At 66.2% G+C, this 12,501-nt stretch carries 13 protein-coding genes; 2 read left to right on the top strand and 11 right to left on the bottom strand.

Annotated elements, in window-relative coordinates; all coding sequences use genetic code 11:
• Positions 1 to 190 precede the first annotated feature (190 nt).
• A complete protein-coding gene (locus tag AC07M7_RS11915) occupies positions 191 to 463 on the top strand; it encodes a hypothetical protein (protein WP_006366874.1) in 273 nt (90 codons plus the stop codon).
• Between the two features lie 110 nt (positions 464 to 573).
• Positions 574 to 1,329 carry a SapC family protein gene (locus AC07M7_RS11910; RefSeq protein WP_495207470.1) on the top strand — a complete coding sequence of 252 codons (756 nt, stop codon included), beginning with the start codon at positions 574 to 576 and terminating at the stop codon, positions 1,327 to 1,329.
• Here the strand turns inward: AC07M7_RS11910 and AC07M7_RS11905 are convergent, their stop codons facing one another.
• From AC07M7_RS11905 to AC07M7_RS11855, 11 genes are all read right to left on the bottom strand, one after another.
• A complete protein-coding gene (locus AC07M7_RS11905) occupies positions 1,330 to 3,657 on the bottom strand; it encodes an ATP-binding protein (RefSeq protein ID WP_495207469.1) in 2,328 nt (775 codons plus the stop codon). It abuts the gene before it with no gap.
• Entirely contained in the window at positions 3,654 to 4,280 is a 627-nt protein-coding gene (locus AC07M7_RS11900) for a LuxR C-terminal-related transcriptional regulator (protein WP_430766522.1), read from the bottom strand. The genes AC07M7_RS11905 and AC07M7_RS11900 overlap by 4 nt, the downstream gene beginning before the upstream one ends.
• Positions 4,281 to 4,450: 170 nt before the next feature.
• The gene (locus AC07M7_RS11895; RefSeq protein ID WP_046982930.1) at positions 4,451 to 4,984 is read right to left on the bottom strand and encodes a lipocalin family protein; all 534 of its coding nucleotides are present in this window, start codon (positions 4,982 to 4,984) and stop codon (positions 4,451 to 4,453) included.
• 8 nt (positions 4,985 to 4,992) lie between these two features.
• Positions 4,993 to 6,066 (bottom strand): SAM-dependent methyltransferase, encoded by a 1,074-nt coding sequence (locus tag AC07M7_RS11890; protein ID WP_495207468.1) that lies wholly within the window; start codon positions 6,064 to 6,066, stop codon positions 4,993 to 4,995.
• Positions 6,063 to 6,848, bottom strand: coding sequence for a DUF1295 domain-containing protein (locus AC07M7_RS11885; RefSeq protein WP_495207467.1), 786 nt, complete (start codon positions 6,846 to 6,848; stop codon positions 6,063 to 6,065). The genes AC07M7_RS11890 and AC07M7_RS11885 overlap by 4 nt, the downstream gene beginning before the upstream one ends.
• A complete protein-coding gene (locus tag AC07M7_RS11880) occupies positions 6,845 to 7,393 on the bottom strand; it encodes a DUF2878 domain-containing protein (RefSeq protein WP_495207466.1) in 549 nt (182 codons plus the stop codon). Before AC07M7_RS11880 ends, AC07M7_RS11885 begins: the two co-directional genes overlap by 4 nt.
• Before the next feature lies 1 nt (position 7,394).
• Entirely contained in the window at positions 7,395 to 8,654 is a 1,260-nt protein-coding gene (locus AC07M7_RS11875; RefSeq protein WP_495207465.1) for a class I SAM-dependent methyltransferase, read from the bottom strand.
• The gene (locus AC07M7_RS11870) at positions 8,651 to 9,418 is read right to left on the bottom strand and encodes a DUF1365 domain-containing protein (protein WP_480982790.1); all 768 of its coding nucleotides are present in this window, start codon (positions 9,416 to 9,418) and stop codon (positions 8,651 to 8,653) included. The genes AC07M7_RS11875 and AC07M7_RS11870 overlap by 4 nt, the downstream gene beginning before the upstream one ends.
• Positions 9,415 to 10,692: an NAD(P)/FAD-dependent oxidoreductase gene (locus tag AC07M7_RS11865; RefSeq protein ID WP_495207464.1), complete on the bottom strand. Its 1,278-nt coding sequence runs from the start codon at positions 10,690 to 10,692 to the stop codon at positions 9,415 to 9,417. Before AC07M7_RS11865 ends, AC07M7_RS11870 begins: the two co-directional genes overlap by 4 nt.
• Before the next feature lies 1 nt (position 10,693).
• The gene (locus tag AC07M7_RS11860; protein WP_495207463.1) at positions 10,694 to 11,644 is read right to left on the bottom strand and encodes an acyl-CoA desaturase; all 951 of its coding nucleotides are present in this window, start codon (positions 11,642 to 11,644) and stop codon (positions 10,694 to 10,696) included.
• 81 nt (positions 11,645 to 11,725) lie between these two features.
• On the bottom strand, positions 11,726 to 12,493 hold the full coding sequence (locus AC07M7_RS11855) for a hypothetical protein (protein ID WP_495207462.1): 768 nt from the start codon (positions 12,491 to 12,493) through the stop codon (positions 11,726 to 11,728).
• Between the last annotated feature and the right edge of the window lie 8 nt (positions 12,494 to 12,501).

The raw sequence follows: 12,501 nt of genomic DNA, 5'->3' as shown, positions 1-12,501 counted from the left end.
CCCGTAAGCGGGCTCCCTTTTTTTGTGGGGGTTGATGGCGTTCCGTAACCACGCTGGCGTGGATGAATCCGCATCAGCACGCGAGTATTTGCACTGCATTGCAACAAAACTGCAGAAAAAGCTGGATTAAAGTGATGCCTCACGATAAATTGCGCACCCCCCGTTGCTCGCCGCCGCCCGCACCCCTCTCATGCGTGATGACAAAGACCCCGGAACCCTGGAGCTGACCCTGCCGCGCAAACGCGGCCGTCCGCCCAAGTTCGGGTACGCAATGAGCGACGCACAGCGGGCCGCGCGCTACCGGGCGCGCCGGGCAGGGCAGGCCAACCACGCCGATGTGCGCGCCTGCAGCGACATGGTGTTGCTGGACAAGATCCGCGCTGCGGTCAGCGCCCGCGACACCGAGCTGGCCGGCTTTCTGGTCCACGTTCTCTGGCAACGCTACCCGCTGCAGTTGAAATAGGCCGCCGGTGGGGTGGCCGTTGTCATCGAGCTTGTTGATAATGCGGGATTCAGGTTGTTCCCGCTGGCGCGCCCGGGATGGCAGGCGCGCATGATCGAACGGTTCCCAAGATGACCACCACCAGCGACACCACCACCGAAGCGGCGCCCGCCGGTACCCCCCTGTTCTACACCCGTCCGGTGCCGCTGCAGGCCGATGTGCACGCCGACCTGCGCATCCTGCCGGGCAGGCTCGAGTTTGCCGCTGGCAACAACGCCATTCCGCTGGTGCTTGGCGAGTTCTCGCTGGCCCTGCATCACTTCCCGATCCTGTTCGCCGGCCCGACCGCGGTGCCGATGGCGGCCGTCGGCGTGTCGGAAGAGAACCTGTTCATCAAGGACGGCCTGTGGGAAGACGAGGCCTACATCCCGGCTTACCTGCGTCGCCACCCCTTCATCTTCATCGACACCGGCGCGGACAACGATTTCCTGCTGGGCATCGATGAAGAGAACCCCCGCGTGGTCAAGGGTGGTGACGAAGGCCAGCCGCTGTTCGTCGATGGCAAGGCCACCGAGATGGTGCAGCAGGCGCTGGAGTTCTGCGGCCAGTTCACCCGCGAGCACGAACAGACACAGGCCTTCTCCAAGGCGCTGATCGAGAACGGCCTGCTGGTCGAACGCAACGCCACCGTGCGTACTCCGGACGGTCGCGAGTTCAACCTCAACGGCTTCCAGGTGGTCGATGTCGAGAGATTCGTCGCACTGCCGGAAGCCACTGTGGTCGAATGGCACCGCAGCGGCTGGCTGGCGTTGATCCACCAGCATCTGATGTCGCTGGGTCGCTTCAACGACCTGACCCGTCGCCAGGTCGAGCGCCTGGCGGCCTGATCAGGCCGATGGTGCGGCTTCCGCCCTGCGGGAGCCGTGCCACTGCTGCAATCCCTGCAGCAGTCGCCGCGCCTTGACCCAGTCAGGCGCGGCCTTACGCCCCAGCTCCCACAGGTCGGCCGCGATGCCGGCTTGCGTGGTTGCGCCGCAGATCTGCAGCGTACCCTGCAGGCGATGCGCGTGATGGCGCAGCGCATCCGGAGCGGCGCCGGTAACGGCGCGCTCGATGGCAGTCAGTTCCATGCTGATGTCGGCCACATAGACGGAGTCGATGTGAGCCGTGCTGGCAGGTGCAACGTGGCTCCCCAGCGCTGGCAACGCCAGTACCTGCAGCAGCTTGGCGATCTGCAGCGGCTTGGTCAGCACCGCGTCGAATCCTGCTGAGCGACAACGCGCTGCATGGCGATGGCCCGTGCGTGCCGACAGCGCGATCAGCAGCAAGGGCGTGTGCGCCTGCGCACGCAGCCGGCGCGCGAGCGCATAGCCATCCATGTCGTGGAGCTCGATGTCGAGCAGCACCGTGCCGCGCGGCCGTCGCGCCTGTTCTTCCATCGCACCGCTGGCATCGGCAAGCGCATGCACATCCGCGCCCAGGCGCCGCAGCTGGGCGGCCATGAGGCGGCGGTTGAGGCCATGGTCTTCGACCAGCAGCAGATCCAGGCCGGCGAGCGGCTGCTCACTAGCGACCACGCTTGTAGTCGGCGGGCGGTCCCTGGCGATCCGCACCGGCAGGCGCAGGGTGAAGCGGCTGCCGCGTCCGTGGACGCTGTGGACAGTCAGATCGCCGCCCATCGAGCGGGCCAGTTCACGTGCGATCACCAACCCCAGCCCGCTGCCGCCGCGCTGCAGCCCGTCCTCGCCCTGCTGGAATGGGTGGAACAGGGATGTTGCCTGCGCAGCAGAGATACCAATGCCGCTGTCGATTACATCCAGCAGCAGCTCATGCGGTCGCGTTGGTGGTCGCAGCTGCACGCGCAGGTCGATGCCGCCGACATCGGTGAACTTCAGTGCATTGCAGAGCAGGTTGTCGACAATCTGGCGCAGCGCATCGGGATCCAGCAGGACCAGCGGCGCCGGCGCTGCATCGCAGTCCAGCCTGAGCTCCAGGCCTTTCCTGCGTGCGGGCGGGCGGATCGCATCCAGCGACTGGTTGCACAGCAGTGCGACGTCGCAGGCTTTTGGCTGCGGCGCGAAGCCACCACTGGCGAGGCGCGAAAAATCCAGCGAGCGATCCAGTAGCCCGCGCAGTGAGCGTCCTGCGGCAGCCATCGCCGCGAGTAGTTCGCGGCGGCCCTCCGCAGAATGCGCCTGGTGCAGCGGGGTGATCGAGCTCAACAGCGTCTGCGCGGCATTGCGTACCTCATGGCTGATCATGCCGAACGCGCGTGCACGGTCGCGTTCGCTGCGGCGGAAGCGGTGCCGTAGCGGATTCCAGAGAAGCGGGAGACCGGCCAGCGCGGCGATCAATGCCAACAGCCAGGCCGGCGGCGGCGACCGCACCCGGTCCAGCGCTTGCTCCACCGATGCTGGCAGCGTCTGCTGCGCCCAGAGATGCAGCAGGCCAGCGTGTTCTTCCAGCGTGATGTCGCGCAGGCCCCGGTCGATGCGCTCAAGCAGGTGCCTGTCCTCCCGACGAGCGAGCAGGTGCAGGTCGGTGGAGAAATCGCTGCTGATCGGCTGCAGCAGCAGATCGCCGCTGAAGTAGCGGCGGATCATTGGCCGCAGCGTCGTATCCATGCCGATCGCCGCATCCGCTGTGCCGGCAATGACCGCTTCAAGTGTCGCGTGCCGATTGGAAAGGGAATGCAGGCGAATCTGTGGATGACGCGCGCCCAGCCAGCCGGCGTAGGGGCCGCCCTCAACCACGGCCAGGGTCCGTCCATCCAGCTCCGCCAGGCTGCGTGGCAGCCATTGGCCGGAACGCCCGGCAAGCACCGTCCTGCCGCCACGAAAGGGGGCGGAGGCAATCAGATCCGGGCAGGGCAGCTGCAGATGTGCGGCGCCACCCACCACCAGCACCAGATCGGCATCGCGGCGACACACGGCAGCCACAGATTCTGTAGTGGTGGGGTGGGGCAGGTCGCGGAAACGCAGTTGGGCATGCCGCGCCACCAGGGCTGCATAGCCGTGGGCGAGCGTGGGCAAGGGCGTTGTTTCTGCAAGTGGGGCGGGTACCGGGCGAAGGGAAGGGGCCGTTGCAACCCGTACCTCGCTGCCCGGCCCCCAGCGTTGTGATCGGACATCTTCCGCAGATGCCGCCGGCAGCAGCAGAAGAACCAGCAGCAGGGCCAAGGAGGTGCGCAGGTGCGAGCGGTCCGGCCTGCTCATGACGGACTCGCGTGTGGGCGCATGGCGTAGATCTCGGCGTCGTTGCGCAGGCCAAGCTTGCGCAGCGCGGCAACCTTCTGGGTGCTGACGGTCTTGACGCTCCGGTGCCGGCGCAGCGCGATCTCGGACACGGTGAGCCCGGTGAGCAGCAGTTCCAGTACCTCGCGTTCATTGCGGCTGAGTTCGCTGCAGTCGGCAGGCAGGATGAAGTCAGGTGGCAGGCGGCCGAGCCCCTGATGCACGCGCACAATTGCCTCTGACAGCATCGGTAGTGGTTCGGCCTTGCCGACGATGCCGCTGACGCCGGCGTTGATCAGGTGGCTGAGGTTGGTCGCGGGTGAGAGCGTGGCGAAAACGAGCAGCGGAATGCTGGGGAAGGTATCGCGCAGCAGGGGGATCAGCTCGGCGCTAGCGCGGTCGCCGGGGGCCAGGCTCAGGTCGATGATCGCCACATCGACGTGCAGCATATGCAGGGTGGTGATGAGATCTTCGCTGAGGGAGTGGCTGGCGACGATGCTGAAGCGGCGGTCGCGGTTGAGGTGCAGGGCGATGCCGCGACGGACGACCTCATGGTCGTCCAGAAGCGCCAAGCGCAGCCGGCGCGGTGCAGGATGTCCATTCATGCGCAGGGAGGTGATCAGCGCCCCACGGGCGTGGTCATCATTTTGGCGTCACTGTCACGCCGGGCATCGGATTTCCGGGATTTTTGCGATTATTCCTAAGAATCGATGTGCTGCGCGCATCGGTTCCGCAAACGTCATTGATGTAGTGGATGGAACTCATCGGCACCGGATCAGCGGACCGACTGCGGCACCCGCCTCAACCTGGCAGTGTCGTAACCCATCGCTGCAATGCGCTGCACCGCCTGCCGGTAGTCGCTTTCCGAGACCTGTGGCGTACGCGCCATGTACCAGACGTAGTCGCGCTTGCTGCGGGCCACAATGGTCTGGCGGTAGCCATCATCGAGCCAGGCGATGATGTATTCGGCCTGGATCGGCCAGATGAACTGCATGCCCCAGATCGCACCGTTTCCTTCTTTCTCCACCCGGCCGATCGGATGCATCGACTTCTGTGGGGCATCGAAGCTGCCCTTGCGATAGGTGAAGGTAGTCTGGATGCGTCCATCCGGCCGTAGCGCGTAACTTTCCACCGCATCGAAGGCCTCGCGTTCCGGGCGCGATGGAATGTGTGCGATCACATACCAGTCGCCCATGAATCGCGGCACATCCACCGATGGTGGCCGCGGTAGGGGCCGGGTGTCGCTGGAGCTGCAGCCTGCACCGAACAGGCCGGCTGCGAGCAGAGGAAGCAGCGGGAAAATGCGCATGTCACACCTCAGCGTGGGCGGAACAGGTAATGGGCCACCAGCCACTGCTGGCCGTTGTCGTAGCCGAACAGCTCGGCACAGGCCATCCAGAACATCCGCCAGCGCTGCCACCAGATCTTTGCCGCGGCCTGGCCGTAGGTGGCGACCAGTACAGGCATGACCTCTTCGCGGGCGGCGTCCTGGTTGGCCAGCCAATGATCAGCGGTGCGCTGGTAGTGGCTGCCATCCAGCAGCCAGCGCTGTTCCAGCCGCAGGTCGCGCTGGAAATGCAGCAGGGTGTCGGCGGCGGGCATCAGCCCACCCGTGAAGAAGTGGCGGCCCATCCAGTTATCGCCGCCGCTGGTCTCGAACGGATACATCAGCGTGCGGTGGGCGAAGATGTGCACGAACAGCGCGCCATCCGGTTTCAGCCATCGTGCGATGCCTGCCAGCAACCGCTCATAGTTGCGTACGTGTTCGAACATCTCCACCGACACGCAGCGGTCGAACTGTGCCGTTGGCAGCTCAAGCTCGTTGACGTCGCAGGTCAGCACCTCGACGTTGCCCAGGCCGCGTGCCTGGCACTGCGCCATGATGTGCCTGCGCTGGCTGTGCGAGTTGGAGACGGCGGTGATATGCGCCTGCGGAAAGCGTTCGGCCATCCACAGCGTCAGTGAGCCCCAGCCGCAGCCGAGTTCAAGGATCTGCTGGCCGTTGGCCAGGCCGGCGCGTTGGCCGTACAGCGCCAGCATGGCGTCTTCGGCCTGGTCCAGCGTTTCGCGGCCAGTGGGGTAGTAGCAGCTGCTGTATTTCAGGCGCTTGCCCAGGCAGGCCTGGAAGAAGGCCGCGGGAACTTCGTAGTGCTGACGGTTGGCCACTTCGGTATGCAACGCGAGTGGGCTGTGGGCCAGCTCGGCGATGCGCCGGCTGAAGCGTGCCGATTGGCCTTCGATGCCGCCCTCGCTTTCCTCATGCAGGCGTTGCGCGCACAAGCGGCGGATGCCCGCACGCAGCGCCGCATCGGGCACCAGTCCGCGTTCGGCCCAGGCGATCAGCCCGGTTTCCGCATCTTCGGCCGGATTCAGTGACGGGATCGCGCTCATGCGGAATGCTCCTTGGAAGAACGGGGGAACCAGGGAAAGAACATCGACGTGCTGTGCTGGTACTCGCGGTAGTCTTCGCCGCGGCTACGCAGAGCCTGCTTCTCGGTGAACGGAATGCCGCTCAGATAGCGCAGGAATACATACATCAGCAGCGGGCCGGACCACGCCAGCCACCACAGTGGTGAGCCCGCCGCCAGCAGCACGTAGCTGAACCAGTGCAGCCATTCGAAGAAGTAGTTGGGGTGGCGCGAGTAACGCCAGAGTCCTTGGCGGCAGGTCAAGCCCTTGTTCGCCGGGTCGGCCCGGAACCGGGCCAGCTGCCAGTCGGCCAGCGCCTCGCCGCCGACGCTGATCAGCCAGACGCCTGCGGCGGCAACCACCCACAGCGACAGCCCCGGCCGTGGATTGGCCGCCACCGCGACGAAGGGCAGGGCGAACAGAACGATCAGCAGCGCCTGCGCCATGAAGAAGCCGAAGATCTTCCCCTGGTGGCCGTGCCAGTGTTCCCGCAGATAACGGTAGCGACCGTCCTCTTGTTCGTGACGGACCCGGTGCCAGAGATGCAAGGCCAGGCGGCTGCCCCACAGCCCACCCAGCAGCCCCAGCGCGAGCCGGGGCATCAACGCGCCATCGCCCAGCAGTGCCAGCAGCAGCGCCGATGCACCCACGCCTTTGGCCCAGAGCACATCAACCACGCCGATGTTGGTGTGGCGACGCTGCCAGGCCCAGCCCCAGCTCATCACCACTACTGCGTACAGCAGCACCCACCCTGGATTGATCATGACGATGCTCCGGCAAGTGGTGGATGATCTGAAGGCCGGGACCAGCGCCGGGCCGCGGCACACAGCAGCGGCAGAGCAATGCTCCAGCCCATGCCGAGCACCAGCAGCCCCTGCCAGGCGGGCGCCCGGAACTGCACCGCCTCGAAACCCCGGGAGGCCGAGAGATAGGCCAGTGGCGCGAGCAGCAGGCCGAACAGGATCGGCAGTGCGGGGTGCCGCAGCAGGAAGCGCATCGAGGTGGTCAGCGTCATCGCGAACGCGGCCCACAGCGCCATGATCCACGGCGGCGGTGCGCAGCCGTGCGATGCCGCCGCATAGCGCACCATGCCGCTGGCCGCTGCGCTGGCATCCACCAGCCAGGCGCAGGCCAGCGCAACCAGCAACAGGCGAAGGTCCACGATCGGCCTGGGGGATGTCAGCAACTGGCAGGCCACGTAGAGGCTGGCCGCCAACAGCGCTGGCCACTGCCAGCCGCGCCCGGCACCGGTCACCGCGCACAGCCAGACCAGCTGGTTGCCGATGAGGTTGGCCCAGAATCGGCGCATTTCAGTGGCCATCGCTCGCCGCCGCCATAGGCCGATGGCCCGGACGCGCCAGCAACAGATGCGACACGCCGATCGAACGCTCCAGGAAGCCCCCCTCGCAGTACGCCAGATAGAACTCCCACAGACGGCAGAAGCGCGCGTCGAAGCCCTGCGCATGCACCGCAGGCAGCTGGGCGAGGAAGCGATGGCGCCATGCACGCAGGGTCAGCGCGTAGGAATGGCCGAAATCCTGCTGTGCGATCAGCTGCAGGTCGCTTACCCGGGTCTTGGCCGCGATGATCGCGTTGATCGAGGGAATGAAGCTGCCCGGGAATACGTAGCGCTTGATGTAATCAACACTGCGTCGCGCCTGTTCGTAGCGCTGGTCCTCGATGGTGATGGCCTGCAGCAGTGCCACGCCGTCCGGCTTCAGCAGGCGCTGCAGCGTGGCCATGTAGGTATCCAGGTATTCGGCACCAATGGCTTCGATCATCTCGATCGACACCAGCTTGTCGTAGCGGCCCTGCAGGTCCCGGTAGTCCTGCATCAACAGGGTGACGCGCCCCTGCAGGCCGGCAGCCTTAACACGTTCCGTGGCCAGTGCGTGCTGCTCGGCGGAAATGGTGGTGGTGGTGACGTGACAGCCATAGTGCTGGGCCGCATGCACGGCGAAACCACCCCAGCCGGTGCCGATCTCGACTACGTGGTCGCCGGGCTTGAGTTGCAGCTGCTGGCAGATGCTGTCCAGCTTGCGTCGCGACGCCGTCTCCAGCGATTCACTGTCATCTGCGAACAGGGCAGAGGAATACATCATGTCCCGCGACAGGAACAGCGCGAAGAAGTCGTTGCCGAGGTCGTAGTGCGCCGCGATGTTGCGGCGACTGCCTTCACGGCTGTTGCGGCGCAGGCGGTTCCAGCCGCGCAGCAGCCAGCCGCCCACGCGGGCCGGGCCGTGCTCCATGCTGTCGAGCAGATCGCGGTTGCGTACCAGCAGCCGCACCAGTGCCACCAGATCATCGCAGTGCCAGTCGCCGTGGATGTAGCTCTCGCCAGCGCCGACGCTGCCCTGTGCAGCCACTTTCCGATAGAACGCGGGATCGTCGATAGTGACCGTGACCTGCAGGTCACCGCGGGGTTCGCCCAACCACACCTCGCCCAGTGCATCGCGCACGCACAGATGGCCGTCGCGCAGGGGCGCCAGCTGCGCCAGCAGGCGCCGGCGCAGGAAAACATCGAGCGCGCCCGGCTGTGGCAGGGCTACCGAGGGATTCATCTCGTTCATCGTGGTTTCTCGGCAAGGGAAGGATGGTCGTGCACCGGGTTGCGCTTCAGCCACAGGCGCAGCGCATGCCAATGGATGGCGGCCACCACCTGGGTGGTCATCAGCGGATAACAGGCGAGGACGCGCGCAAGGCCGCGTCCGTCCAGCGGGCGCCGCTGCATGGACTGAGTGGCATCGAACTGTCGCACGCCGTCACGCCACACCTGCATGTGCACGCGCAGGTCCTCGCCGGGCGCGTTGAACCGCCAGTCATAGCGGCAATCCATCGCCATGAATGGCGAGACGTGGAAGCATTTGTCGAACTGCCAGCGTAGTGACGCGCCCTCATGGAGCGCGGTCGATGCCGGCAGCACGTATGCGTGGCGTTCCTTCCATGGGGTATTGGTGATGTCGGCGACGATGCAGTCCAGCGTGCTGCCGTCAGCCTGGTAGCAGTAGTAGAAGCTGACTGGGTTGAAAACGTGGCCGGCAAAGCGCAGATGGGTGAGCAGGCGCACGGGCCCGCAGGGGCGGTGGCCGAGGGTGTTGGCGGCGTGGTCGCGCACGGCATCGGCGAGTGGTTGCGCGGGATTACCGAAGTAGTCGCTGCGGCGGAACTCGGCCAGGTTGCGCCGGTTGACCGACCACAGCCAGCGTCGTGCGAACACGGTCTCCAGCTCATCAAGATCCAGCAGCAGCTGTGCGACCGGATAGCGGAAGGCATGCGGATGCGGGTGGTGGCGCCGATGCACCACCTGCCCGAAATAGAGTGCACTGGCGCTCACGCGGCGACCTCGCCGAACGCCGGTACCAATCGATGCGGTTCGCAGGCACGCAGTGCGTCGACCACGCGGCGGGCACTGCGGATGCCGTCCTCATGGAAGCCCCAGCCCCAATAGGCGCCGGCGAACCAGGTGTGGCGCCGGCCCTGCAGTTCGCCCCAGCGCTGCTGCGCGCGTACTGCGGCATGGTCATGCACCGGGTGCGCGTAACGCAGCGTACGCAGCACCTTGGCCGGTTCGATCGCCTCGCTGCGGTTGAGGGTCACTACCAGCGGAGTGTCACCGGGCAGGCCCTGCAGCAGGTTCATGCAGTAACTGACCGTGCACGGCGCCGCGGGGTCACGCGGCACGTGCGCGTTCCAGGCGGCCCAGGCCTTGCGGTCGCGTGGCAGCAGCGATGCATCGGTGTGCAGCACGGCTTCGTTGGGTTGGTAGCGGATGGCACCAAGCACCTCGCGCTCGATGGCATCGGCGTCACCCAGCAGCGCCAGTGCCTGGTCGCTATGGCAGGCCAGGATCACCTCGTCGAAGCCTTCCACGCCGGCCGCACTGTGCACCCGCGCGCCCCAGGGCGTGCGCTCGACCGAATGCACCGGGCACTCCAGTCGTTCGCGCACCTGCCAACGGGCGCGCAAGGCTTCGACATAGCGCGCCGAGCCGCCTTTGACCACCCGCCACGGCGAACGCCCGGTCATCTGCAGCATCTGATGATTGGCCATGAACTGGGCCAGATAGCGGGCCGGGAAGTCCATCACGGTAGCGGTTGGCGAAGACCACAGTGCCGAGGCCATCGGCAGCAGGTGTTCTTCGATGAAGGCCTCCCCATAGCGCTGGCTGCGCAGGTACTGGCCGAGCGTGGGACCCTGGTCTTCCGCCAACAGCAGCGGCGCGTCGCGGTAGAAGCGGCGCAGGTCGGCCAGCATGCCCCAGAAGCGTGGCGACAGCAGGTTGCGGCGCTGGCAGAACAGGCCGTCCAGCGAGGTGGCGTTGTATTCCACGCCGCTGCGCTCGCTGTGCATTGAAAAACTCATCGTGGTCGGTTGCGAGGCCACGCCCAGCTCATCGAACAAGGCGGTCAGCAGCGGGTAGTGCAGCGGGTTGAACACGATGAAGCCTGTATCCACGGCCATGCGCCGGCCGCCCACCTGCACGTCGTGGGTGTGGGTATGGCCGCCCAGGTAGTCATTGGCTTCAAACAGCGTGACTTCATGTTCGCCGTGCAGCCACCAGGCGCTGGCCAGGCCTGCAATGCCGGAGCCGATGATCGCGATGCGCATGTCAGTACCTCGCCTTGGCCAGTACCCATTCGGGAATCGGCTTGAGTCCTTTGACCAGGCCGGCCGCGGACATCGCACGCAGTCCGTACCAGGTCAGGTCGATCTCCCACCAGCGGAAGCCCTGGCGGACCGTGCCCGGGAAGAAGTGGTGATTGTTGTGCCAGCCTTCGCCGAAGGTGAGCAGTGCCAGCCAGAGATTGTTGCGGCTGTCGTCGCGGGTTTCGAAGCGGCGGCGGCCGAACCGGTGCGCCAGTGAATTGATGGTGACCGTGGCATGGAACAGCACCACGGTGGAGATGAAGAAGCCCCATACCAGCAGCTGCGGTCCGGAGGTGTGCAGTGCGGGTACCCAGCGCTCAAGCGCGGCACCCAGTGCATAGAGGCCGGCGGCCAGCAGCACCGGCACCGCGGTATCGAAGCGGTCCAGCCAGCGAAGTTCCGGGAAGCGGGCGAGATCGGGCACCCGCGAAAGATCGGTGGCGAAGGCCTCACGGGTCAGGAACCAGCCCATGTGGCTGCGCCAGAAACCCCCTTCGCGCGGTGAGTGCGGGTCCAGGGGTTGGTCGGCATGGCGATGGTGGTGGCGGTGATGGGCGGCCCACCACAGCGGCCCGCGCTGCACGCTGGCGGCACCGATCACCGCGAACACGAACTGCACCGGTCGCGATGCCTGGAAGGTGCGGTGCGAGAAGTAGCGGTGGTAGAACGCGGTGATCGCGAACATCCGCACTGCGTAGAGTGCAACGGCCACGATCACCGCGGTCCACGAGATGCCGACCCAGATCACCGCCAGGCAGGCTACGTGCATCAACGCGAATGGCACCGCACGCAGCCAATCAATGCGGCCCGGCTGGCCCGTGCTGGCATCGGTGCCGCTGCCGCTGTCGATCCAGCGCATCAATGTACGCAGGAGACGACGGCTTCGGCGGGGAAGGGGCGCTACAGAGGCCATGACGGATCTCGGCTGGATTCGTGTCTTCCTCTACGCACCAGGGCGCGCAATGGATGCACCGCCGTGCAGATCACGTGGGATTCACCTGGGCGTCACGGCGCAGTCGGCAACGAGTGGCTGCGTCCATGCCCGTTGCCACTCGGTCGCAGCGCTCTCACGAGGCGGGGAAGCAAACCGCACCACCACTTGTGGGTAGCCGCCCCGCGCATCGCGAAGATTGCTGGTGCCACGAAATTCCAGCAGCCGCCGGTCTGCGCTCGCATAGACAAGCGACAGGCGTGGTGCGATGCCGCCATACCAGGTGTCCAGGCTGACCTCGATGGACTGGGCATCGATACCTTGCCAGCGTAGCGATCCGCTGCGCACCACCTGGACCGGGTAGAAGCGTTGCCGCGCCGGTACCAGAAAAGGCAGCGAGACGCGTTCACCACGCATCAAGGCAGGCCAATGCAGGCGCACTGCCGCGTCGAATCCGGCGTCGATCACAGCATCTGCCGGCAGGCTGAGGCGACGCTGGCGCCGAGCGGAGGCGGCCGCTTCCTTCCAGCCGACCACGACCGTTCCGCCGTCGGCCACTACCTCCGCCGCCTGGCCGCTGCGCCTGTCCTCCAGGGTGTAGCCGCGCGCCTGTGCCTGCAAGGTGGCGGGCAGGTGCTTGCGTGCGAAGGGGCGTCCATCCGGACATTGGTACAGCACCCAGCGCTCGGAGCCGTCCTGGGCGGAGCGCTGCCAGTGCAGCTCCCGATAGGCGGCAGCCCCTTGCGGCGTGGTGGCAACACCTTCGATGCGCAGCCAAGGGCTGGCCAGTGCGGTGCAGGGCAGGCAGAGCAACAGCCAGATGGTGCGCATGAGGGACA

It is taken from the genome of Stenotrophomonas sp. GW821-FHT09E08, from assembly GCF_059416125.1.
This window is presented reverse-complemented; position numbering and strand designations above follow the sequence as displayed.

What these genes read in the sequence shown, in the direction of transcription:
- AC07M7_RS11900 (WP_430766522.1), bottom strand. Translation starts at nt 4,280, where the DNA reads ATGAATGGACATCCTGCACCGCGCCGGCTGCGCTTGGCGCTTCTGGAC.
- AC07M7_RS11885 (WP_495207467.1), bottom strand. Translation starts at nt 6,848, where the DNA reads ATGATCAATCCAGGGTGGGTGCTGCTGTACGCAGTAGTGGTGATGAGC.
- AC07M7_RS11855 (WP_495207462.1), bottom strand. Translation starts at nt 12,493, where the DNA reads ATGCGCACCATCTGGCTGTTGCTCTGCCTGCCCTGCACCGCACTGGCC.
- AC07M7_RS11910 (WP_495207470.1), top strand. Translation starts at nt 574, where the DNA reads ATGACCACCACCAGCGACACCACCACCGAAGCGGCGCCCGCCGGTACC.
- AC07M7_RS11875 (WP_495207465.1), bottom strand. Translation starts at nt 8,654, where the DNA reads ATGAACGAGATGAATCCCTCGGTAGCCCTGCCACAGCCGGGCGCGCTC.
- AC07M7_RS11905 (WP_495207469.1), bottom strand. Translation starts at nt 3,657, where the DNA reads ATGAGCAGGCCGGACCGCTCGCACCTGCGCACCTCCTTGGCCCTGCTG.
- AC07M7_RS11890 (WP_495207468.1), bottom strand. Translation starts at nt 6,066, where the DNA reads ATGAGCGCGATCCCGTCACTGAATCCGGCCGAAGATGCGGAAACCGGG.
- AC07M7_RS11865 (WP_495207464.1), bottom strand. Translation starts at nt 10,692, where the DNA reads ATGCGCATCGCGATCATCGGCTCCGGCATTGCAGGCCTGGCCAGCGCC.
- AC07M7_RS11860 (WP_495207463.1), bottom strand. Translation starts at nt 11,644, where the DNA reads ATGGCCTCTGTAGCGCCCCTTCCCCGCCGAAGCCGTCGTCTCCTGCGT.
- AC07M7_RS11915 (WP_006366874.1), top strand. Translation starts at nt 191, where the DNA reads ATGCGTGATGACAAAGACCCCGGAACCCTGGAGCTGACCCTGCCGCGC.
- AC07M7_RS11880 (WP_495207466.1), bottom strand. Translation starts at nt 7,393, where the DNA reads ATGCGCCGATTCTGGGCCAACCTCATCGGCAACCAGCTGGTCTGGCTG.
- AC07M7_RS11895 (WP_046982930.1), bottom strand. Translation starts at nt 4,984, where the DNA reads ATGCGCATTTTCCCGCTGCTTCCTCTGCTCGCAGCCGGCCTGTTCGGT.